Below are 21,540 nucleotides of genomic sequence, written 5' to 3' on the forward strand. Positions count from 1 at the left end.
GTCAGCAGATTTCATAGGGGCCCGCAGCGGCGGTATTGGCTGCAACAAGGCCGGATATAGAGCTGCAGCCCATCCTGTCAGTCGGAACACACGAGAACTGTTGCAAACGGGACGCGTTCATATAGACGACATGGCAGCCCCCATCCTCGATCCGAACGCGCCGGCCTTCACGCGGCGCTACATGAACCTCGCCGACCCGCGCCTGGGCGCGCAGGCGCTCTTCGCCAGCGACGAATTCTTCGCGCCGAAGGAGCGCATGCTGAATCCCGAGCCGGCCGTCTTCATTCCCGGCAAGTACGACGACCACGGCAAGTGGATGGACGGCTGGGAAACGCGCCGCAAGCGCACCACCGGCCACGACTTCTGCGTGGTCCGGCTCGCGCGGCCGGGCGTGATTCACGGCGTCGATCTCGATACGAGCCACTTCACCGGCAACTTCCCGCCGGCCGCGTCGATCGAGGCATGCGCGGTGGACGGCGACACGCCGCCGGACGACGCCGAATGGCGCACGATCGTGCCCGCGACGACGCTGCAGGGCAATTCGCACCACTACGTGAGCGTCGACGATGCGCAGCCGGTCACGCACCTGCGCGTGAACCTGTATCCGGACGGCGGGCTCGCGCGGCTGCGCGTATACGGCCAGCCGCAGCGCGACTGGCGCCACGTGCCGGCCGGCGAGCTCGTCGATCTCGCGGCGATCGAGAACGGCGGCTACCTGGTGGCCGCGAACAACCAGCACTTCGGTCCGGCCTCGCAGATGCTGATGCCGGGGCGCGGCGCGAACATGGGCGACGGCTGGGAAACGCGGCGCCGCCGCGAGCCCGGCAACGACTGGGCGATCGTCGCGCTGGCGCGGCCGGGCATCATCCGGCGCGTCGAGGTCGACACGGCGTTCTTCAAGGGCAACTTCCCCGACCGCTGTTCGCTGCAGGCCGCGCGGGTCGCGGGCGGCACCGACGATTCGCTCGTCACGCAGGCGATGTTCTGGGCCGAACTGCTCGGCGAGCAGAAGCTGCAGATGGACCACGTGCATACGTTCGACCAGCTCGCGGCGCTCGGCCCCGTCACGCACGTGCGCTTCAACATCTTCCCGGACGGCGGCGTGTCGCGCCTGCGTCTGTGGGGCGAGCCGGCTTGAAGGAGGAATCGGCATGAGCGGACCACACATCCTGCGCGTCGAGCGCCTGACCCGCGAGGCGTTCGCGCCGTTCGGCGACGTGATCGCGCTCGAAGGCGCGCGGCACTTCCCGATCAACGGCGGCACGACCGAGCGCTTCCACGATCTCGCGACGATCGACGTCTGCGCGGACGGCGGCCGGCCGCTCGTCAGCGTGTTTCGCGCGCAGCCGCGCGCGCTGCCGGTCGCGATCACGCTGATGGAGCGCCATCCGCACGGCAGCCAGGCGTTCATTCCGCTCGCGGCCGTGTCGCGTTACGCGATCGTCGTCGCGCCGGCCGGCGAGTTCCGGCCCGACGCGATGCGCGCGTTTCTCGCCGAAGGCTGGCAGGGCGTGAACTACGCGAAGGGCGTCTGGCACCATCCGCTGCTCGCGCTCGACGCGGTCAGCGACTTCGTGATCGTCGACCGCGGCGGCCCGCAGCCGAACTGCGACGAGATTCCGCTCGACGACGCGTGGGCGCTCGAGTTCGCGCCGGCGTGCGCGAGCGCGGCCTGACGCGCGACGAAGGCGTCGAGCACCGCGCACCGCGCGCCACACGGCGGCGGCACGGCTCGCCGCTCACGATCGGAAACATTCCCGAACCGGCCCGCCCGCAATGTGCGGGCCTTTTCCATTCCGATCCCGAAAACGACACGGCCCGGACGGCGAGATGCCGGCCGGGCCGTGGCGCAGGCGTGAAGCGTGCGGATCAGTGCTTGCGGTGCGGGCAGTTCTCGGTCGTGCAGGAGCCGTACATCGCGAGCGAGTGTTCCTGGAGCCGGAAGCCGCGTTCCTTCGCGATCGCCTGCTGGCGGCTTTCGATCTCGGCATCGAAGAATTCCTCGACGCGGCCGCAATCGAGGCAGACGAGGTGATCGTGGTGCGAGCCTTCGTTCAGTTCGAACACGGCCTTGCCGGATTCGAAGTTGCTGCGCGTGAGCAGGCCGGCCTGCTCGAACTGCGTCAGCACGCGGTAAACGGTGGCGAGCCCGATGTCGAGCTGCTCGTTGAGCAGGTTGCGGTAGACGTCTTCGGCCGTCAGGTGACGCACCGGGCTTTGCTGGAAGATCTCGAGAATCTTGAGGCGCGGTAGGGTGGCCTTTAGCCCGATATTCTTGAGATCCGTCGGATTGGTCATGGCTAGGCATCCCTAGAGTACAATGCAGGGCTTCAATGTTACCGGCTTTTCGCCGTTCCAGAAACACGCGCGGCCTGCGACGCGGGCCTGCACGGTGACGGAAATGTTCCCGGAATCTCTTTCGCACCTTCAGAGGAGTCGCATGCGGAGTGCCATCATCGCTGCCGCCGCCGTTGCCGCGCTGGCTGGTTGTTCGTCGTACGACAGCGTGACGCAGCGCATCGCGCAGAGCATCACGCCCTATCGGATCACTGTCGTGCAGGGCAACTTCGTGTCGCAGGAGAAGGCCGCGCAGTTGCAGGCCGGAATGACGCGCGAGCAGGTCCGCGCGCTGCTCGGCACGCCGCTGCTGTCGGACATGTTCCATGCCGACCGCTGGGATTACCTCTTTTACTTCAAGCGCGGCTCGACGTCCGTCGTCCAGCAGCGCGACCTCGTGCTGACGTTCGCGGGTGATCGCCTCGCGAGCTGGACGGGCGCCGAGAACCTGCCTTCCGAACTCGACCTGCTGGCCGATATCGACGGCGATCGCGGCGGCAAGAAGGCGAAGGCCGCAGCCGCGGCGAAGAAGGCGTCCGAAGCCGCTGCTGCCGCGAGCGCCGCGCAGGCGGCCGCTGCCGCGAGCCCGTCCGCCGAGCCGGTTTCCGGCGCGGTCGTCGATCAGGATGCCAACGCCCAGGCGGCGCGCGCGGCGAACCGCGCGACCAACCAGGTGTCGGGGCAGGGCACGACCGCTCGCCGCTTCACGCCGTCCGCGCAGGCCTCGGGTGGCGCGCCGGTGCCGGGCGGCCAGCCGCCGGGCGCCGCGCCGGCGATCCAGCCGCAATTCCAGTTCCATCGCCCGCCTCAGCCGAACGTGTCGAACGAGGCGTCGCCGCCGGTCGGCCCGCGGGGTTCGGACAACCTGCAGAATCAGCCGCTCACCGCGCCGGCCCAGTCGCAGTAAGCGGCCGGCGAGCGGAAACAGGGCGGCATGCGCCGCCCGCCTTTAGACCTGTCGTGTAGAAAGCCATGAAGATTGCGATTGCCGGTGCATCGGGCCGTATGGGCCGGATGCTGATCGAAGCCGTTCTCAACGATTCCGACGCGCAGCTCGTCGGCGCGCTCGACCGCGCCGATTCGCCGTTCCTCGGCCAGGACGCGGGCGCGTTCCTCGGCAAGGAAACCGGGATCAAGCTGACCGACGACCTCGACGCCGTGTTCGCGCAGGCCGACTACCTGATCGACTTCACGCGGCCGGAAGGCACGATCGCGCACGTCGCGGCCGCGCTGCGCCACGACGTGAAGCTCGTGATCGGCACGACCGGCTTCACCGCCGAGCAGAAGGCGGAACTGCAGGCCGCGGCAGGCAAGATCGGCATCGTGTTCGCGGCGAACATGAGCGTCGGCGTGAACGTCACGCTGAAGCTGCTCGAATTCGCGGCGAAGCATTTCTCGCACGGCTACGACATCGAGATCATCGAGGCGCATCATCGTCACAAGGTCGACGCGCCGTCGGGCACCGCGCTGATGATGGGCGAGGCCGTTGCCGGCGCGCTCGGGCGCTCGCTCGACGAATGCGCGGTGTACGGCCGCCACGGCGTGACGGGCGAACGCGATCCGTCGACGATCGGCTTTGCGGCCGTGCGCGGCGGCGACATCGTCGGCGATCACACCGTGCTGTTCGCCGGGATCGGCGAACGGATCGAGATCACGCACAAGTCGTCGAGCCGCGTGTCGTACGCGCAGGGCGCGCTGCGTGCGGTCCGCTTCCTGTCGGCGCGCGGCGCCGGCCTGTTCGACATGCAGGACGTGCTCGGCCTGCGCTGACCCTCACGGGGAAACTCCGATGGCGATTCCCACCGGCGTTGTCCACTACCTCGAAAGCGGCGATGCGATCACGCACGCCGTCGCCTATGTGCTGCTGGCGATGTCCGTCGCCAGCTGGTGCTTCCTCCTCATGAAAGCCTGGCTGCTGGTCCGCGCGAAGCGGCAGGGGCCACGTGCGCTCGCCTCGTTCTGGCGGGCGGCGTCGCTCGACGCCGGCATCGCCGCGCTCGCCGATGCCGATCGCGAGCGCGTGTTCGTGCCGCTCGCCGAAGCCGCGCGCGATGCGGCCGACGAACACGATCCGGCCGCGCTCGCCGCGCGTGTCGAGCGCAGCGAACGCGTGCTGCGCGCGCTGCGTCACGCGATGCTGCGCTCGCAGCGGCGTCTCGAGTTCGGTCAGGTGCTGCTCGCATCGATCGGCAGCACCGCGCCGTTCGTCGGGCTGCTCGGCACCGTCTGGGGCATCTACCACGCGCTCGGCAGCATCGCCGCGAGCGGGCAGGCGCAGATCGAGAACGTCGCGGGGCCGGTCGGCGAGGCGCTGATCATGACCGCGTTCGGGCTCGTCGTCGCGATCCCCGCAGTGCTCGCCTACAACATCCTCGGGCGGCTCGTGCGCCAGCTCGCAGAGGAACTCGACGGCTTCGCGCGCGACCTGCACGTATTCGTGTGCGCGCAGGGCGCCTGACGCGCGGCCGGGAGGAACGATCATGGCATTCGGCGGACTGGAGCATCACAAGACGTCCGCGCCGATGGCGGAGATCAACATGACGCCGCTGATCGACGTGATGCTCGTGCTGCTCGTTATCTTCATCATCACCGCGCCGCTGATGACGCACGCGATCCGGCTCGACCTGCCGAAGGTCGCGGCCAGCGTCGCGCGCGACACGCCGCAGTCGGTCACGCTGTCGATCGACGACGCCGGCAAACTTTACTGGGACGACGCGCCCGTCGCACTCGACGCGCTGCCGGCGCGCTTCCGGGCCGCCGCTGCGGGCGCTGCGCCGCCCGAGCTGCGGCTGCGCGCATCGCGCGCGACCCGCTACGACGTGATCGCGCAGGTGATGGGCGCCGCGCAGGCCGCGGGCCTCACGCGGATCGGCTTCGTCACCGACATGCCGCCGGCGGGCGCCGCCGCGCCGGCTGCCGCGGGTGCGGCACGCTGACGCGCCGGCCGCCCGCGCGCCCGGGCGGGCAAGAATGCATGGCCGGCCCGCGAGACCGGCCGTCCCGCCCGCCACGGACGGTATAATCGTCGTTTCCGCCCGGTTGGCAGGGTTTCGCCGGGTAACCTGGAGACCCTCCGGGTTACCCGGCGAATATCCGGAACCATGAGGCAGGCCCGAGAACCGTGAGCCTGCTCCCGCCGCCGGGCTGCCCGATTTCGTCCACTTCCGCGTGCCCGCCTCGTGGCGCGCCGCTTAAAGCCTAGTCCGAACCACACCATGCACGAGAGATACGTACCCGCCGACGTCGAAGCCGCCGCTCAGGGCGACTGGCGCGCAGCCGATGCCTACAAGACGAAGGAAGATTCGCAGAAGCCGAAGTTCTACTGCGTGTCGATGCTGCCGTACCCGTCCGGCAAGCTGCACATGGGTCACGTGCGCAACTACACGATCAACGACGTGATGTACCGCTATCTGCGGATGAACGGCTACAACACGCTGATGCCGATGGGCTGGGACGCATTCGGGATGCCGGCCGAGAATGCCGCGATGGCCAACGGCGTGCCGCCCGCGAAGTGGACCTACGACAACATCGACTACATGAAGGGCCAGATGCAGTCGATGGGCCTCGCGATCGACTGGTCGCGCGAGATCGCGACGTGCAAGCCCGACTACTACAAGTGGAACCAGTGGCTGTTCCTGAAGATGCTCGAGAAGGGCATCGCGTACAAGAAGACGGGCACCGTGAACTGGGACCCGGTCGACCAGACCGTGCTCGCGAACGAGCAGGTGATCGACGGCCGTGGCTGGCGCTCGGGCGCGCTCGTCGAGAAGCGCGAGATCCCGATGTACTACCTGCGCATCACGCAGTACGCGGACGAGCTGCTGAACGACCTCGACGGCCTCGGCTGGCCCGAGCGCGTGAAGATCATGCAGCAGAACTGGATCGGCAAGAGCTTCGGCGTGAACTTCGGCTTCCCGTACGAACTCGACGGCGAGAAGGCGCTCCTGCGCGTGTTCACGACGCGTGCCGACACGATCATGGGCGTCACGTTCTGCGCGATCGCGGCCGAGCACCCGCTCGCCACGCGCCTTGCGCAGGGCAAGCCGGAACTGCAGGCGTTCATCGACGAATGCAAGCGCGGCGGCGTCGCCGAGGCCGATGTCGCGACGATGGAGAAGAAGGGCGTCGCGACGGGCTTCACGGTATCGCATCCGCTGACGGGCGAGCCGGTCGAGGTGTGGATCGGCAACTACGTGCTGATGAGCTATGGCGAAGGCGCGGTGATGGGCGTGCCGGCGCATGACGAGCGCGACTTCGCGTTCGCGAAGAAATACGACCTGCCGATCAAGCAGGTGATCGCGGCCGAAGGCCAGACGTACTCGCTGGACGCATGGCAGGAGTGGTACGGCGACAAGGAAGTCGCGGTCTGCGTCAACAGCGGCAAGTACGACGGCATGGCATACGGCGCGGCGGTCGATGCGATCGCGGCCGACCTGAAGGCCGGCGGCTTCGGCGACAAGCAGGTCACGTGGCGCCTGCGTGACTGGGGCGTGTCGCGCCAGCGCTACTGGGGCACGCCGATCCCGATCATCCACTGCCCGTCGTGCGGCGACGTGCCGGTGCCGGAGCAGGACCTGCCAGTTGTGCTGCCGGAAGACCTCGTGCCGGACGGCTCGGGCAACCCGCTCGCGAAGTCGGAAGCGTTCCTGAACTGCACGTGCCCGAAGTGCGGCGCGGCCGCGAAGCGCGAAACCGACACGATGGACACGTTCGTCGATTCGTCGTGGTACTTCTCGCGCTACACGGCACCGGACGCCGAGACGATGGTCGACGCGCGCACCGATTACTGGATGCCGATGGATCAGTACATCGGCGGCATCGAGCACGCGATCCTGCACCTGCTGTATTCGCGCTTCTGGACCAAGGTGATGCGTGACCTCGGCCTCGTGAAGTTCGGCGAGCCGGCGAAGAACCTGCTGACGCAGGGCATGGTGCTGAACGAGACGTTCTACCGCGAGGATGCATCGGGCAAGAAGACCTGGTACAACCCGGCCGACGTGACGGTCACGCACGACGACAAGGGTCGCCCGGTCGGCGCGACGCTGAACACCGACGGCCAGCCGGTGGTGCTCGGCGGCATCGAGAAGATGTCGAAGTCGAAGAACAACGGTGTCGATCCGCAGGTGCTGATCGACCAGTACGGCGCCGATACCGCGCGCCTGTTCACGATGTTCGCCGCACCGCCCGAGCAGCAGCTCGAGTGGTCGGGCGCGGGCGTCGAAGGCGCGAGCCGCTTCCTGCGTCGCGTGTGGAGCTTCGGCGCGACGAACCGCGAAGCGCTCGCCGCGCGCGCGGGCTTCGACGCGGCCGCGCTCGGCGACGCCGACAAGGCACTGCGCCGCGAGATCTACAGCGTGCTGAAGCAGGCTGATTTCGACTACCAGCGTTTGCAGTACAACACGGTCGTGTCGGCCGCGATGAAGATGCTGAATGCGATCGACGGTGCGAAGGGCGCGACGCCCGGCGTGCTGCGCGAGACGTACGGCGTGCTGCTGCGCGTGCTGTACCCTGTCGTGCCGCACGTGACGTTCGAGCTGTGGAAGGCGCTCGGCTACGCGGACGAATTCGGCCCGCTGCTGGACGCCCCGTGGCCGAAGGTCGACGAGGCCGCGCTTGAGCAGGCCGAGATCGAACTCGTGCTGCAGGTGAACGGCAAGGTGCGCGGCGCGCTGAAGGTGGCGAAGGACGCGAGCCGTGAGGCGATCGAAGCCGCGGCGGTGGCCGACGAAGCATTCGCGAAGTTCAGCGACGGCAAGCCGGCGAAGAAGATCGTCGTCGTGCCGGGCCGCCTCGTGAACATCGTCGTCTGACGGCCGCAGGCCGTCGGGCGTACACAGAAGGAGCGAAGGTGATCCGCAGATCGTTTTTGATGCTCGCCGTCGGCAGCGCGGTCGCGCTGTCGGCATGCGGCTTCCAGCTGCGCGGCCAGCAGGACTACGCGTTCAAGCACCTGCTGGTGGCCGGTGCGCCGGCGCCCGTCGAGGCGCGTCTCACGCGCCTCGTCGAGGCCGGCAGCGACACGAAGATCGTCAAGTCGGCGGACGACGCCGACGCCGTGCTGAGCATGTGGGAGTCGCGTGGCCAGAACACGTTGACGCTCAACAAGTTCGGCTCGGCGCAGGAATACGCGTTGTTCTATACGCTGAATTACACGCTGACGAGCAAGGACGGCACCGTGCTGATCCCGCCGAGCGCGATCGCGCTGAACCGCGCGATGACGTACAGCGATCAGTACACGAACGCGAAGGCGCAGGAAGCCGACATCCTGTACGGCGACATGCAGAACGATGCGGTCGACCAGCTGATGCGGCGTCTTGCGATCGTCCACTCGCTGACGCCGGCGCCGGAGGACGTGGTGCCGGGCGTTGCGCCGCGCGCGCCGCTGCCGCCGCCGCCGCTCTGATCGCCCGCGCACGCACCGATGCAATTGCGACTTGATGCGCTGGAGCCGCACCTCGCGAAGGGGATGGCCGGGCTCTACACCGTCTACGGCGACGAGCCGCTGCTCGCGCAGGAAGCGTGCGACCGCATTCGTGCGGCCGCGCGCGCGGCCGGCTTCACCGAACGTTCGGTGCATACGGTCGAGCGCGGCTTCGACTGGAGCGTGCTGCTCGGCGCGACCCAAGCGATGTCGCTGTTCGGCGAGCGTCAGCTGATCGAGCTGCGCATTCCGTCGGGCAAGCCCGGCAAGGAAGGCGCCGACGCGCTCAAGACGCTCGCGGCGACGCCCAATCCCGACGCGCTGCTGCTCGTCACGTTGCCGCGCCTCGACGCGGCAACGCAGAAATCCGCGTGGTTTACCGCGCTGCAGAACGGCGGCGTCGCGCTGAAGATCGACCCGGTCGACCGTGCGCAGCTGCCGAACTGGATCGGCCAGCGTCTGTCGATGCAGGGCCAGCGCGCCGCGCCGGGCGACGATGGCCGGCGCGCGCTGCAGTTCATCGCGGAGCGCGTCGAGGGCAACCTGCTCGCCGCGCACCAGGAAATCCAGAAGCTCGGGCTGCTCTATCCGCAGGGCGTGCTGTCGTTCGAGCAGGTGCACGACGCGGTGTTGAACGTCGCGCGCTACGACGTCTTCAAGCTGAACGAGGCGATGCTCGCGGGCGACGCAGCGCGGCTCGCGCGGATGATCGACGGGTTGAAGGGCGAGGGCGAGGCGATCGTGCTCGTGATGTGGGCCGTCGTCGAGGAATTGCGCACGCTGCTGCGGATCAAGCGCGGCGCGACGGCCGGCAAGCCGCTCGCCACGCTGCTGCGCGAGAACCGCGTGTGGGGCCCGCGCGAACGGCTGATCGGCCCCGCGCTGAACCGCGTGTCGGAAGCGGTTCTCGAGAAGGCGCTCGCGTTCGCCGCGAAGCTCGACCGGCAGGTGAAGGGGCTGTCGGCCGTCACGCCGGGCCGCCGCACGCAGGACGATCCGCCGCCCGATCCGTGGGATGGCCTGTTCCAGCTCGCGATGACGGTGGCAGGCGCCCGCGGCGAGCGACCGCCGACCGCGGGTCGCGTGCGTCGTTAAGCCCTGTCCGGGCCTTCAGCGCACGCATCGCAACCCGCTTACAATGTTTCGATAGCTGGCGCGGCCCGCTTGCCGCCGCGCTCCACGCTTCCCACGAATTCACGCCGCGCCAAGCGGCTCGCTTTTCGAGTCACACGATGGATATCGACCAGTACATGACGGACCTGGGCCGCCGTGCCCGGCACGCTTCCCGCGCGATGGCGCGCGCCAGCACGGCCGCGAAGAACGCCGCGCTCGACGCCGTGGCCCGCGCGATCGAGCGCGACGCGCAGGCGCTGAAGGATGCGAATGCACGCGACGTCGCCCGCGCCCGTGAAAAGGGGCTCGATGCGGCGTTCATCGACCGCCTGACGCTGTCGGACAAGGCGCTGAAGACGATGGTCGAAGGCCTGCGTCAGGTTGCGTCGCTGGCCGATCCGATCGGCGAGATCAGCAATCTCAAGTACCGCCCGAGCGGGATCCAGGTCGGCCAGATGCGCGTGCCGCTCGGCGTGATCGGCATCATTTACGAGTCGCGCCCGAACGTGACGATCGACGCGGCCGCGCTGTGCCTGAAGTCGGGCAACGCGACGATCCTGCGCGGCGGCTCCGAGGCGCTCGAATCGAACGCGGCGCTCGCGAAGCTGATCGGCGAAGGGCTCGAGGCGGCCGGCCTGCCGCAGGATGCCGTGCAGGTCGTCGCGACAGCCGATCGCGCGGCGGTCGGCAAGCTGATCACGATGACCGAATACGTCGACGTGATCGTGCCGCGCGGCGGCAAGAGCCTGATCGAGCGCCTGATCAACGAGGCGCGCGTGCCGATGATCAAGCACCTCGACGGCATCTGCCACGTGTACGTCGACGATCGTGCCGATCTCGCCAAGGCGCTGACGGTGTGCGACAACGCGAAGACGCACCGCTACGGCACCTGCAACACGATGGAAACGCTGCTCGTTGCGAGCGGCATCGCGGCGACGCTGTTGCCGCCGCTCGGCAAGCTGTATCGCGACAAGCAGGTCGAGCTGCGCGTTGATGCTGCCGCGCGCGCGGTGCTCGCCGAGGCCGGTATCGGGCCGCTCGTCGACGCCACCGACGAAGACTGGCACACCGAATATCTCGCACCGGTGCTCGCGATCAAGGTCGTCGACGGCCTCGACGCCGCGATCGAGCACATCAACCACTACGGATCGCACCACACCGATGCGATCGTCACCGAGGATCACGACCGTGCGATGCGCTTCCTGCGCGAAGTCGACTCGGCGAGCGTGATGGTCAATGCGTCGACGCGCTTCGCGGATGGCTTCGAATTCGGCCTCGGCGCGGAAATCGGCATCTCGAACGACAAGCTGCACGCACGCGGCCCCGTCGGCCTGGAAGGGCTCACGTCGCTGAAGTACGTCGTGCTCGGGCACGGCGAAGGCCGTCAGTAAAGCGAGGCGCACAACCGATGGCAATGCTCTGGGTCAAGACGTTCCATATCGTTCTGATCGCCGCGTGGTTCGCGGGCCTGTTCTACCTGCCGCGCATCTACGTGAACCTGGCCATGGAAACCGATCCGGCCGCGGTGCGGCGCCTGTTGCTGATGGCGCGCAAGCTGTTTCGCTTCATGACGATGATCGCCGTGCCGGCGCTCGCATGCGGGCTGTGGCTCTGGCTCGTGATCGGAATCGGCCAGGGGCAGGGCTGGATCCACGCGAAGGTGACGGTCGTGCTGCTGCTCGTGATCTATCACGCGTACTGCGGGCACCTGCTGAAGGTGTTCGAGCGCGGAGAGAACAAGCGCACCGACAAGTGGTATCGCGTGTTCAACGAACTGCCGGTGCTCGGCATGCTCGCGGCGGTCGCGCTGGTCGTGATCAAGCCGTTCTGAACTTTCCGGCGGCATGCCGGCAGTCGATCGATGCGCAACGGCGTCCCTCGGGGCGCCGTTTTCATGTGCGCGTCGTACGCGTCATTCCTTCGTCTGGTCGTCGATCCGGCGGCGCGTGATCGCTTCCTTCGCGCGGCCGACGCGCTCCATCAGCGCGGGTCCGCGCGACAGCGCAACGCCGACCGCGAGGATGTCGCCGATCGCGAGATGGGACATCCGCGACGTCATCGGCGAGAACACGTCGGTTTCCTCGGCCACGTTCGACGCGAGGCTCACCGTCGCGAGCTTCGCGAGCGGCGAGTGGCTCTGCGTGATCGCGACGACTTTCGCGCCGCACGCGAGCGCCGAGCGCGCGGCATCGACGATATCGCGCGTGCGGCCGGTGTTCGAGATCGCGACGACGACGTCGTGCGGCCCGAGCAGCGCCGACGACATTGAGAACGTGTGCGGGTCCGAATACGCGACGCTCGGCACGCCGAGCCGGAAGAATTTGTGCTGGATGTCCTGCGCGGCGATGCCCGAGCCGCCGGCGCCGTAGAACTCGATGCGCGACGCGTTCGACAGCAGCGCGATCGCGTCGGCGACGCTGCCGGCCGACAAGCTGTTGCGCACTTCGATCAGCGCGCCGATCGTGCGGTCGAACACCTTGCCGATGATGCCGGGCGCGGGCTCGTCGGGCTCGACGTCGCGATAGACGGACGACACGCCAGGCGCGACGCTCTGCGCGAGCCGGATCTTGAATTCGCGAAAGCCGCTGCAGCCGAGCGCCTGGCAAAAGCGCGCGATGGTCGGCTGGCTGACGCCCGCGCGGGTCGACAGCTCGGTCATCGCGAGGTCGAGCACCTCGCGCGGCGCGGCGAGAATGTAGTCGGCGAGCTTGCGCTCGGATGGGCGCAAGTCGGCGCGGATCGCTTCAATGCGAGGCAGCATGGGACGGCGAATGAAAATCGGGTTCGGATGAGCGAGTGTATCGCAATCGAATTGTAGAAAATCTACATGAAAATGCTAGCTCAATCGACAGAGATTCCCTGGGCGATGAGTGCCGAAGATTAGGGTTTTCACTAAGTAAAGCCTTGCTGGTGGCGGGAATAAGGGTTGCGTGCATGTGAATCCGCATTGCATGCGTGTAGTTTTTCTACTAGACTGGCTTCGTTCGTTCGACGCACTCGACCGTCCCCACGATTCCAACCGCCGGTGTCGTCCGGCATACAGGAGCGCCCAGCATGACGTCGCTGCACCCCACCCTGGCGAAAGTCACCGAACGCGTGATCGCCCGCAGCCAATCGACCCGTTCCGCCTATCTGCAGCGCATCGACGGCGCGCAGGGCAAGTTCCCGGCGCGTGGTGCGCTGTCGTGCGCGAACCTCGCGCACGGCTTCGCGGGTCTCGAAGGCAGCGACAAATTCCAGATCAAGGCGATCCGCGAGCCGAACATCGGCATCGTGTCCTCGTACAACGAGATGCTGTCCGCGCACGCGCCGTACAAGGATTTCCCCGACATCATCAAGGCCGCCGCACGCGAGAACGGCGGCGTCGCGCAGTTCGCGGGCGGCGTGCCCGCGATGTGCGACGGCGTCACGCAGGGCAACCCGGGGATGGAGCTGTCGCTGTTCTCGCGCGAGGCGATCGCGATGGGCACGGCGATCGCCCTCACGCACAACATGTTCGACGCGGCGCTCTGCCTCGGCATCTGCGACAAGATCGTGCCGGGTCTGCTGATCGGCGCGCTCCAGTTCGGCCACCTGCCGACCATCTTCGTGCCGGCCGGCCCGATGACGAGCGGCCTGTCGAACGACGACAAGGCGAAGATCCGCCAGCAGTTCGCGACCGGCCAGGTCGGCCGCGACGCACTGCTCGAAGCGGAATCGGCCGCGTATCACGGCCATGGCACCTGCACGTTCTACGGCACCGCGAACAGCAACCAGATGCTGATGGAACTGATGGGCCTGCACCTGCCGGGTTCCGCGTTCGTTCATCCGCACACGCCGCTGCGTTCCGCACTGACGGCCGAAGCCGCGCGCCGCGTGCTCGACCTGACGGTCGAGCGCGGCCAGTACACGCCGATCGGCCATGTGATCGACGAGAAGGCGATCGTCAACGGGATCGTCGCGCTGCTCGCGACGGGCGGCTCGACCAACCACACGCTGCACCTCGTCGCGATCGCGCGCGCGGCCGGCATCCTGATCGACTGGAACGATTTCGACGAGCTGTCGGCGGTCGTGCCGCTGCTCGCGAAGATCTACCCGAACGGCAAGGCCGACGTGAACCATTTCCACGCGGCCGGCGGCGTCGCGTTCCTGGTGCGCAACCTGCTCGAAGGCGGGCTGCTGCACGAGGACGTGACGACCGTCGCGGGCAAGGGGCTGTCGCACTACACGAAGGAGCCGAAGCTGATCGACGGCAAGCTGACGTGGGTCGACGGCACGGCCGAGAGCCACGACACGAAGGTGCTGCGCGGCATTCGCGACCCGTTCCAGCCGGACGGCGGCCTGCGCCTGATGCAGGGCCGGCTCGGCCGCGGCGTGATCAAGATTTCGGCGGTCGCGCCCGAGCACCGCAAGGTGACCGCGCCCGCGATCGTGTTCGATTCGCAGGAAGCCGTGCAGGAAGCCTTCGATCGCGGCGAGCTGAAGCGCGATTTCGTCGCGGTCGTGCGCTTCCAGGGCGCGCGCGCCAACGGGATGCCCGAGCTGCACCGTTTGACGCCGCTGCTCGGCGTGCTGCAGGATCAGGGCTTCCACGTCGCGCTCGTGACCGACGGCCGCATGTCCGGTGCGTCGGGCAAGGTGCCGGCCGTGATCCACGTGTCGCCGGAAGCGCTGCTGGCGGGCCCGCTCGGCAAGGTGAAGACGGGCGACACGCTCGTGATCGACGCGGAAGCCGGCATCCTCGACATCGAGGTCGACGACGCCGAGTGGCAGGCGCGCCCGGTCGCGCAGCCGCTGCATCAGGCCGAGAACGAAGTCGGTTTCGGTCGCGAACTGTTCGGCGTGTTCCGCGCGGCGGCCGCGCCGGCCGAGCAGGGCGCATCGGTTTTCGGGGCGCTGGTCGGCGAAGCGGCCGTCCGCGTCTCTGCATGAATTTCAAGGAGCGAATTTGATGAAGACGATTGCTGAAATCGTGAAGCTGGGCCCGGTGATTCCGGTGCTCGCATTCGACTCGGTCGAGCAGGGTGAACACGTGTCGCGCGCGTTGCACGCGGGTGGCGTCAAGGTGCTCGAGATCACGCTGCGTACGCCGGCGGGCCTGGAGGCGATCCAGCGCGCGAGCCAGCTCGCGGACGACATCGTCGTCGGCGTCGGCACGATCACGAAGCCCGAGCACTGCGAGCAGGCGAAGCGCGCGGGGGCGAAGTTCGGCGTGTCGCCGGGCCTGACGAAGGATCTGCATCTCGCGTCGCTCGACGCCGGCCTGCCGCTGCTGCCGGGCGTGATGACGCCGAGCGACATCATTCAGGCGCTCGAATTCGGCTACGAAATCGTCAAGTTCTTCCCCGCGCAGCAAGCCGGCGGCGTGCCGATGCTGCAGGCGTTCCACGGCCCGTTCCCGGCGCTGAAGTTTTGTCCGACGGGCGGCATCACGGTCGACACCGCGCCGAATTTCCTCAAGCTGCCGAACGTCGTGTGCGTCGGCGGTTCGTGGCTCACGCCGAAGGCCGCGCTCGCCGCGCAGGACTGGGCCGAGGTCACGCGTCTTGCGCAAGCCGCAAGCCAGCTTCACCGTTAATACTTGTACGAAATGAAGGTTTGACCCTCGGCAAGCAAGCGCTTAGTGCTTGTTTTACCGAGGGTTTTTGCTGATGGAACCGGTTCTATCCGCGGGCCGTAAAGATAAGTAAAATTCAGCGTCCTCACGGGGTGGGTACCCCCCGTGTTTCGGAGACCTGCATAGCCGGGCATACTCGCAACAGCTCGCCCGGTTTCGAACAATTCAAGGAGGAGTGCCACATGGGGGCTGTCCAAGGCAGCATGCTGCTCGTATTCACGCTGATCGCGATTGCCGCGCTGATCCTGATGATCGCGCGCTACAAGATCTACCCGTTCCTGGTGCTGATCATCGTTTCGCTGGGCCTGGGTCTCGTCGTCGGCATGCCGATGGACAAGATCGTCAAGTCGTTCGAAACGGGTACGGGCGGCACGCTCGGCCACATCGCGATCGTCGTCGGCCTCGGCACGATGCTCGGCAAGATGATGGCCGAATCGGGCGGCGCCGAACGGATCGCGACCACGCTGATCGACTGGTTCGGTGAAAAGAACATCCATTGGGCGATGATGTTCGTCGCGATCATCGTCGGCTTGCCGGTGTTCTTCGAAGTCGGCTTCGTGCTGCTGATCCCGATCGCGTTCAACGTCGCGAAGCGCACCGGCAAGTCACTGCTCGTCGTCGGTCTGCCGATGGTGGCCGGCCTGTCTGTCGTGCACGGGCTGATCCCGCCGCACCCGGCCGCGCTGCTGGCCGTTCAGCAATACGGCGCCGATATCGGCAAGACGATCGCGTTCGGCCTGATCGTCGGCGTGCCGACCGCGATCATCGCCGGTCCGCTGTTCGCGCTGATGATCTCGAAGTTCGTGAAGCTGCCGGAAAACAACCCGCTCGCGGCGCAGTTCGTCGATACGCATACGGACGGTCGCAAGCGCGAACTGCCGAGTTTCGGCATCACGCTGTTCACGATCCTGCTGCCCGTCGTGCTGATGCTCGTCGGCAGCTGGGCCGACCTGGTGTTCGCACCGAAGTCGCTGCCGAACAACCTGCTGCGCTTTGCCGGCAACTCCGACGTCGCGCTGCTGATCGCCGTGCTCGTGAGCTTCTTCACGTTCGGCAAGCTGCAGGGCTTCAACCGCGACCAGATCCAGAAGTTCTGCGGCGAGTGCCTGGCGCCGATCGCCGGCATCACGCTGATCGTCGGTGCGGGCGGCGGCTTCGGCGGCGTCCTGCGCGACAGCGGGATCTCGCAGCAGATCGTCGAGACCGCGAAGCACGCGCACCTGTCGCCGCTGCTGCTCGGCTGGTTCGTCGCGGCGCTGATGCGTCTGGCGACGGGTTCGGCGACGGTCGCGATGACGACGGCGTGCGGCATCGTCGCGCCGATCGCCGCAGCGTCGGGCGCGGCGGTTCGTCCGGAGCTGCTCGTGCTCGCGACGGGCTCGGGCTCGCTGATCTTCTCGCACGTGAACGACGGCGGCTTCTGGCTGATCAAGGAATATTTCGGGATGACGGTCGGCCAGACGTTCAAGACCTGGTCGCTGCTTGAAACCATCATCTCGGTGCTCGGTCTGAGCTTTACGCTGTTGCTGAGCGTGGTTTTGTAACAAGGGGTAGTCAATGATTCTGATCGCAATGGGCGTGTCGGGCGCGGGCAAATCGCGAATCGGCGAAATGCTGGCAGAACGCCTGTCGTGCAGCTATACCGACGGCGACGCGTTTCACAGCGCGGCGAACAAGGAAAAGATGCACAACGGCATTCCGCTGACCGACGACGACCGCTGGCCGTGGCTGCGCACGATCCGCGCGGCCATCGAGGAGAAGCAGCGTGCCGGCGAGACCGCCGTGTTCACCTGCTCGTCGCTGAAGCGGTCGTACCGCGACGTACTGCGCGGCTCCGACACCGACGTGCGGTTCGTGTATCTGAAGGGTTCGTTCGAGGTGTTGCACGAGCGCCTGAAGACCCGCACCGGCCATTTCTTCGATCCGTCGCTGCTGAAGAGCCAGCTCGACACGCTCGAGGAACCGGGCCCGGATGAAGCGATCGTGGTCAGCATCGAGCTGACGCCCGAACAGATCGTCGATCAGGTCATGCTGAAGATCGGTATCGCGCAGCAGCACTGAGCGCGGTTCGCGGCAATCGTCATGCAGCAGTGAAAAAGGCGCCCCTCGGGGCGCCTTTTTTCGTTCGAGGTGCGTGCGCCGCTCAGGTCGCGCGGGCGTGCTGCGCGATGCCGTCGAGCAGCACGTCCAGCATCGTGTCGTGCACGGCGGCCGGATCGAGCTGCGCATAGAGCGGGGCGGCCGATTTGACGAGCGGGTGCGCGGTATCGGACAGCGCATGCATTTCCGCGAGCTCGACATCGTTCGCGGGCCGCGTGAGGCCGCCGGCCTCGGCGGCGGCGAGTCCGATCACGCTCGCATACCAGCCCACGCACACGGACGGCAGCGCGGCGCGCGGGATGCCGGCATCGGCCAGCGCACGATGCACGGTCTCGATGTGCGCGAGATCGGCTGGCCCTGTGCTCATATGACGCTGCAGCAGCGCGAACGCGGCGGGGTGGCGCAGCGCGAGCGCGCGATACTGGCGTGCGAGATCGCGCAGCCGCTCGCGCCACGGCAGCGAAGGATCGACCGGCACGAGCGAGCGCGAGAGCGCGTTCGCGATCGCACGGCTCAGGCCCTCTTTCGACTTGAAGTGATAGAGCACGCTCATCGGGTCGCAGCCGACCGACTGCGCGAGCTTGCGCACGCTGAACGCGGCTTCGCCGACCTCTTCGAGCAGCGCGAGCGCGGCCGCGACAATCGCATCCTTGTCGAGGCCGCGCGGGCCTTGGGCGGGTTTGTCTTTCATGGAAGCAGGATGACAACGACTGTAATCTTGACGAAAGCGTATTCTACGCTGTAGAATTATTTCTGCGGTGTAGAAATTGGGTGTCCCGGCACCTTTCAATGCGTGCTTTCGCACGGTCCGGGATCCTGGCAGGCACGAGCGTGTCTGCCGTCAACACGGGCCATCGCGCCCTTTATCTCGTTGACACCCAAGTGGAACCGGCTGCCCCACCCGCGAAGCCAGAACGGCTCTTCGACAGGCGGCCCAAGACCATGCAAGTGCAATCATGACTTCCAATCACAAACCCCTGATCCAGGGCGAATCGCGTTTCGACCAGACGCAACTGAACATCGAAAAGGACAACTGGAACTGGTGCGATCCGTCGCGCTACGACGGTGAGCGTCCGGCCAACTGGTACGAGGCGTCGTTGTCGCGCCATGAAAACGGCGCGCCGCTCGCGCACGACACGGTGTGCGACGTGCTGGTGATCGGCGCGGGGCTGCTCGGCGCATCGGCCGCGCTGCACCTCGCGGAAGCGGGCGTCGACACGATTCTCGTCGACAAGCATCACGTCGGCTCCGCAGCGTCGGGCCGCAACGGCGGCCAGCTCACGCCGGGCCTCGCGCGCTGGGAAGCGGCCGACATGATCGACCATCTGTCGCACGACGACGCGAAGCGGCTGTGGCGCTTCGCGTCGGCCGAATCGATGGACCTGATCGACGCGATCGGCGCGCGTTACGCACTCGACCTCGACCGCAAGCGCGGCCACATCACGGCGGCGGTACACCCGGGTCACATGAGCGCGCTGCTCGACGGCGCGGACGCCCGCCGCCATCTCGGCGACGCCGGCGTGACGCTCGTCGGCCGCCATCAGCTGCACGACGAATACGTGCGTTCGGGGCTGTATCACGGCGCGGCGATCGACACGACCGGCGGCCAGCTTCATCCGCTCGCGCTGGTGCGCGGCCTCGTGCACGGCTTCCGGCTGAACGGCGGCGCGCTGTACGAAGGCACCGAGGTGCTGGAGCTCGACGAGACGCCGGCGGGCGTCGTCGCGACGACGCCGGGCGGCACGATTACGGCGCGCCGTGGCGTCGTGCTCGCGCTGCACAACACGACGTTCCGGCTGCTGGACGACGGCGGCGCCACCACCGTGCCGTTCTTCACGTACGTGAGCGTGACGGCGCCGCTCGACGTCGACGTCGCGACGCTGATGCCGGCCGGCATGCCGGTGTACGACACGCAGTTCCAGATCGACTATTACCGGCCTGTGCGCGGCAACCGCCTGCTGTTCGGCGGGCAGGGCACCGGTACGTGCTGGGCGCAGCCCGACGTCAACGCGTATCTGCTGACGCGGCTGAACACGGTATTTCCGCAGCACGACGGCCGCTTCGCGCTCGACTACTGCTGGAGCGGCGTCAGCGATTTCACGCTGAACGGCGCGACCGACAGCCGCAAGACCGACGGCCGTGTGCCGATGTACATGGTGCAGGGCTGGAGCGGGCATGGCGTCGCGCAGACGGTGCGGATCGGCAAGGCGATCTGCGACGACTTCGTCGGACGCAACGACGATTTCTCGATGCTGACCGGCATCGACCACCGCGAGATTCCGCTCGGCCGGCAACTGTCGCCGATCGCAATTCCTGCCGCGAAGGCGGCGATGAGCGTGATGAGCGCGCTCAATCCGGGGCGGATGATTTCGTTCTGATCGCCGGCGTTCCGGCGTTCCGACCGCGCGCGAGCCGCCAATGAAAAAGCCCGATGCGATTGCTCGCATCGGGCTTTTTTCCGTCCGGCGACGGCGGCGCTTACGCGATCCGCTTCGCGAGTTCGACGGCCTTGCCGATGTACGACGCAGGCGTCATTGCGAGCAGGCGGTCCTTCGCGTCCTGCGGGATCGCCAGCGTGCCGACGAATTCCTGCAGCGCTTCGCGCGTGATGCCCTTGCCGCGCGTCAGTTCCTTCAGCTGCTCGTACGGGTTCTCGATGCCGTAGCGGCGCATCACCGTCTGCACCGGCTCCGCGAGCACTTCCCAGCAGTTGTCGAGGTCTTCGTTCAGGCGCTGCGGGTTCACTTCGAGCTTGTCGAGGCCGCGGATCAGCGAGTCGTACGCGAGCAGCGAGTAGCCGAGTGCGACGCCCATGTTGCGCAGCACCGTCGAGTCGGTCAGGTCGCGCTGCCAGCGCGACACCGGCAGCTTGTCGGCGAGGTGGCGCAGCGTCGCGTTCGCGAGGCCGAGGTTGCCTTCCGAGTTCTCGAAGTCGATCGGGTTGACCTTGTGCGGCATCGTCGACGAACCGATTTCACCCGCCTTCGTCTTCTGCTTGAAGTAGCCGACCGAGATGTAGCCCCACACGTCGCGGTCGAGGTCGAGCAGGATCGTGTTCGCGCGCGCGACCGCATCGAACAGCTCGGCCATGTAGTCGTGCGGCTCGATCTGGATCGTGTACGGGTTGAAGGTGAGCTTGAGGCGGTTCTCGATCACATCGCGCGAGAACGCTTCCCAGTCGAATTCCGGATACGCGGAAAGATGCGCGTTGAAGTTGCCGACCGCGCCGTTCATCTTGCCGAGGATCTCGACCTTCTCGATGCGCGTGATCGCGCGCGCGAGGCGGGCGGCGACGTTCGCGAGTTCCTTGCCGAGCGTCGTCGGGCTGGCCGGCTGGCCGTGCGTGCGCGACAGCATCGGCTGCTCGGCAAGCGCGTGCGACAGCGCAACGAGGCGCTGGTGGACCGTACGCAGCGCCGGCACGATCACGTGCTCGCGCGCGCCGGCGAGCATCATCCCGTGCGACGTGTTGTTGATGTCTTCGGACGTGCACGCGAAGTGGATGAATTCGCTGGCCTTCTCGAGTTCCGCCTGACCCTTGACCGATTCCTTCAGCCAGTATTCGACGGCCTTCACGTCGTGGTTCGTCACGCGCTCGATTTCCTTGATGCGCGCGGCGTCGTGCGCGGTGAAGCGCTCGGCGAGCTGCAGCAGGAACTGTTCGGAGGCGTCCGAGAAGCGCGGGACTTCCGCGAAGCCGGCGCGCGACAGCGCGATCAGCCAGTGCACCTCGACGGTGACGCGGTGGCGCATGAAGGCGGCTTCGGAGAGCCAGTCGCGCAGCGCTTCGGTCTTGCTGGCGTAGCGGCCGTCGATGGGCGAGAGCGCGGTGAGGGCGAAAAGCGTATCGGGACGAGTGTCGGACATGATCGGGCGTGGCCTTTGGGGCCGGTGCGAACGAGGGGAGGAGAATCCGGCATTTTACCATTGGCGCGGGGCGATTCCGGCCGAACCGGTCCGGCCGCCGCCGCCG

General features: G+C 67.3%; 20 protein-coding genes. 16 read left to right on the top strand and 4 right to left on the bottom strand.

Annotated features, from left to right (window positions below):
* The first annotated feature begins 130 nt into the window (after positions 1-130).
* Together alc and HWX25_RS15820 are read left to right on the top strand one after the other, a co-directional pair.
* A complete protein-coding gene (gene alc, locus HWX25_RS15815) occupies positions 131-1,138 on the top strand; it encodes an allantoicase (protein WP_059689080.1) in 1,008 nt (335 codons plus the stop codon).
* A 13-nt stretch (positions 1,139-1,151) separates the two neighbouring features.
* Positions 1,152-1,676, top strand: coding sequence for an ureidoglycolate lyase (locus HWX25_RS15820; protein WP_059535280.1), 525 nt, complete (start codon positions 1,152-1,154; stop codon positions 1,674-1,676).
* 193 nt (positions 1,677-1,869) lie between these two features.
* Here the strand turns inward: HWX25_RS15820 and fur are convergent, their stop codons facing one another.
* Positions 1,870-2,298 (bottom strand): ferric iron uptake transcriptional regulator, encoded by a 429-nt coding sequence (gene fur / locus HWX25_RS15825; protein ID WP_006753314.1) that lies wholly within the window; start codon positions 2,296-2,298, stop codon positions 1,870-1,872.
* Positions 2,299-2,440: 142 nt separating this feature from the next.
* Here fur and HWX25_RS15830 point away from each other — a divergent pair, with 142 nt between their 5' ends.
* The 9 genes from HWX25_RS15830 (at position 2,441) to HWX25_RS15870 (ending at position 11,702) form a co-directional block, all read left to right on the top strand.
* Positions 2,441-3,244 carry an outer membrane protein assembly factor BamE gene (locus HWX25_RS15830; RefSeq protein ID WP_059535282.1) on the top strand — a complete coding sequence of 268 codons (804 nt, stop codon included), beginning with the start codon at positions 2,441-2,443 and terminating at the stop codon, positions 3,242-3,244.
* 65 nt (positions 3,245-3,309) lie between these two features.
* Positions 3,310-4,107 carry a 4-hydroxy-tetrahydrodipicolinate reductase gene (gene dapB / locus HWX25_RS15835; protein ID WP_059535284.1) on the top strand — a complete coding sequence of 266 codons (798 nt, stop codon included), beginning with the start codon at positions 3,310-3,312 and terminating at the stop codon, positions 4,105-4,107.
* Between the two features lie 19 nt (positions 4,108-4,126).
* Complete coding sequence (locus HWX25_RS15840; RefSeq protein ID WP_059535286.1) at positions 4,127-4,795, top strand: MotA/TolQ/ExbB proton channel family protein; 669 nt, start codon at positions 4,127-4,129, stop codon at positions 4,793-4,795.
* A gap of 22 nt (positions 4,796-4,817) precedes the next feature.
* A complete protein-coding gene (locus HWX25_RS15845) occupies positions 4,818-5,273 on the top strand; it encodes a biopolymer transporter ExbD (RefSeq protein ID WP_175909068.1) in 456 nt (151 codons plus the stop codon).
* A 279-nt stretch (positions 5,274-5,552) separates the two neighbouring features.
* The gene (gene leuS, locus HWX25_RS15850) at positions 5,553-8,147 is read left to right on the top strand and encodes a leucine--tRNA ligase (RefSeq protein ID WP_059820433.1); all 2,595 of its coding nucleotides are present in this window, start codon (positions 5,553-5,555) and stop codon (positions 8,145-8,147) included.
* A gap of 38 nt (positions 8,148-8,185) precedes the next feature.
* The gene (lptE, locus tag HWX25_RS15855) at positions 8,186-8,740 is read left to right on the top strand and encodes an LPS assembly lipoprotein LptE (RefSeq protein ID WP_059820434.1); all 555 of its coding nucleotides are present in this window, start codon (positions 8,186-8,188) and stop codon (positions 8,738-8,740) included.
* Between the two features lie 18 nt (positions 8,741-8,758).
* Positions 8,759-9,853: a DNA polymerase III subunit delta gene (gene holA, locus HWX25_RS15860; RefSeq protein ID WP_175909070.1), complete on the top strand. Its 1,095-nt coding sequence runs from the start codon at positions 8,759-8,761 to the stop codon at positions 9,851-9,853.
* A gap of 137 nt (positions 9,854-9,990) precedes the next feature.
* Positions 9,991-11,262: a glutamate-5-semialdehyde dehydrogenase gene (locus HWX25_RS15865; protein WP_175909072.1), complete on the top strand. Its 1,272-nt coding sequence runs from the start codon at positions 9,991-9,993 to the stop codon at positions 11,260-11,262.
* 17 nt (positions 11,263-11,279) lie between these two features.
* Positions 11,280-11,702 carry a CopD family protein gene (locus HWX25_RS15870; RefSeq protein WP_107938103.1) on the top strand — a complete coding sequence of 141 codons (423 nt, stop codon included), beginning with the start codon at positions 11,280-11,282 and terminating at the stop codon, positions 11,700-11,702.
* An 81-nt stretch (positions 11,703-11,783) separates the two neighbouring features.
* Here the strand turns inward: HWX25_RS15870 and HWX25_RS15875 are convergent, their stop codons facing one another.
* Positions 11,784-12,632, bottom strand: coding sequence for a MurR/RpiR family transcriptional regulator (locus HWX25_RS15875; RefSeq protein ID WP_059820437.1), 849 nt, complete (start codon positions 12,630-12,632; stop codon positions 11,784-11,786).
* Between the two features lie 293 nt (positions 12,633-12,925).
* On the opposite strand from HWX25_RS15875, the gene edd reads away from it, so the two are divergent.
* From edd to HWX25_RS15895, 4 genes are all read left to right on the top strand, one after another.
* On the top strand, positions 12,926-14,782 hold the full coding sequence (gene edd / locus HWX25_RS15880; protein WP_175909074.1) for a phosphogluconate dehydratase: 1,857 nt from the start codon (positions 12,926-12,928) through the stop codon (positions 14,780-14,782).
* Positions 14,783-14,801: 19 nt separating this feature from the next.
* On the top strand, positions 14,802-15,428 hold the full coding sequence (gene eda / locus HWX25_RS15885) for a bifunctional 4-hydroxy-2-oxoglutarate aldolase/2-dehydro-3-deoxy-phosphogluconate aldolase (protein WP_059465387.1): 627 nt from the start codon (positions 14,802-14,804) through the stop codon (positions 15,426-15,428).
* A 221-nt stretch (positions 15,429-15,649) separates the two neighbouring features.
* Entirely contained in the window at positions 15,650-17,011 is a 1,362-nt protein-coding gene (locus HWX25_RS15890; RefSeq protein ID WP_059535304.1) for a GntP family permease, read from the top strand.
* Positions 17,012-17,024: 13 nt separating this feature from the next.
* The gene (locus tag HWX25_RS15895; RefSeq protein ID WP_059535306.1) at positions 17,025-17,528 is read left to right on the top strand and encodes a gluconokinase; all 504 of its coding nucleotides are present in this window, start codon (positions 17,025-17,027) and stop codon (positions 17,526-17,528) included.
* An 82-nt stretch (positions 17,529-17,610) separates the two neighbouring features.
* On the opposite strand, the gene HWX25_RS15900 is transcribed toward HWX25_RS15895, so the two are convergent.
* Complete coding sequence (locus HWX25_RS15900; RefSeq protein ID WP_175909076.1) at positions 17,611-18,258, bottom strand: TetR/AcrR family transcriptional regulator C-terminal domain-containing protein; 648 nt, start codon at positions 18,256-18,258, stop codon at positions 17,611-17,613.
* Between the two features lie 265 nt (positions 18,259-18,523).
* Between HWX25_RS15900 and HWX25_RS15905 the strand changes: the two genes are divergently transcribed.
* Positions 18,524-19,945: an FAD-dependent oxidoreductase gene (locus tag HWX25_RS15905; protein WP_175909078.1), complete on the top strand. Its 1,422-nt coding sequence runs from the start codon at positions 18,524-18,526 to the stop codon at positions 19,943-19,945.
* A 100-nt stretch (positions 19,946-20,045) separates the two neighbouring features.
* Here the strand turns inward: HWX25_RS15905 and purB are convergent, their stop codons facing one another.
* Positions 20,046-21,434 carry an adenylosuccinate lyase gene (gene purB / locus HWX25_RS15910; RefSeq protein ID WP_059535312.1) on the bottom strand — a complete coding sequence of 463 codons (1,389 nt, stop codon included), beginning with the start codon at positions 21,432-21,434 and terminating at the stop codon, positions 20,046-20,048.
* Positions 21,435-21,540: the final 106 nt, after the last annotated feature.

It is taken from the genome of Burkholderia sp. BCC1640 (assembly GCF_902833125.1).
In the GTDB taxonomy this organism is placed as follows: Bacteria; Pseudomonadota; Gammaproteobacteria; order Burkholderiales; family Burkholderiaceae; genus Burkholderia; species Burkholderia diffusa.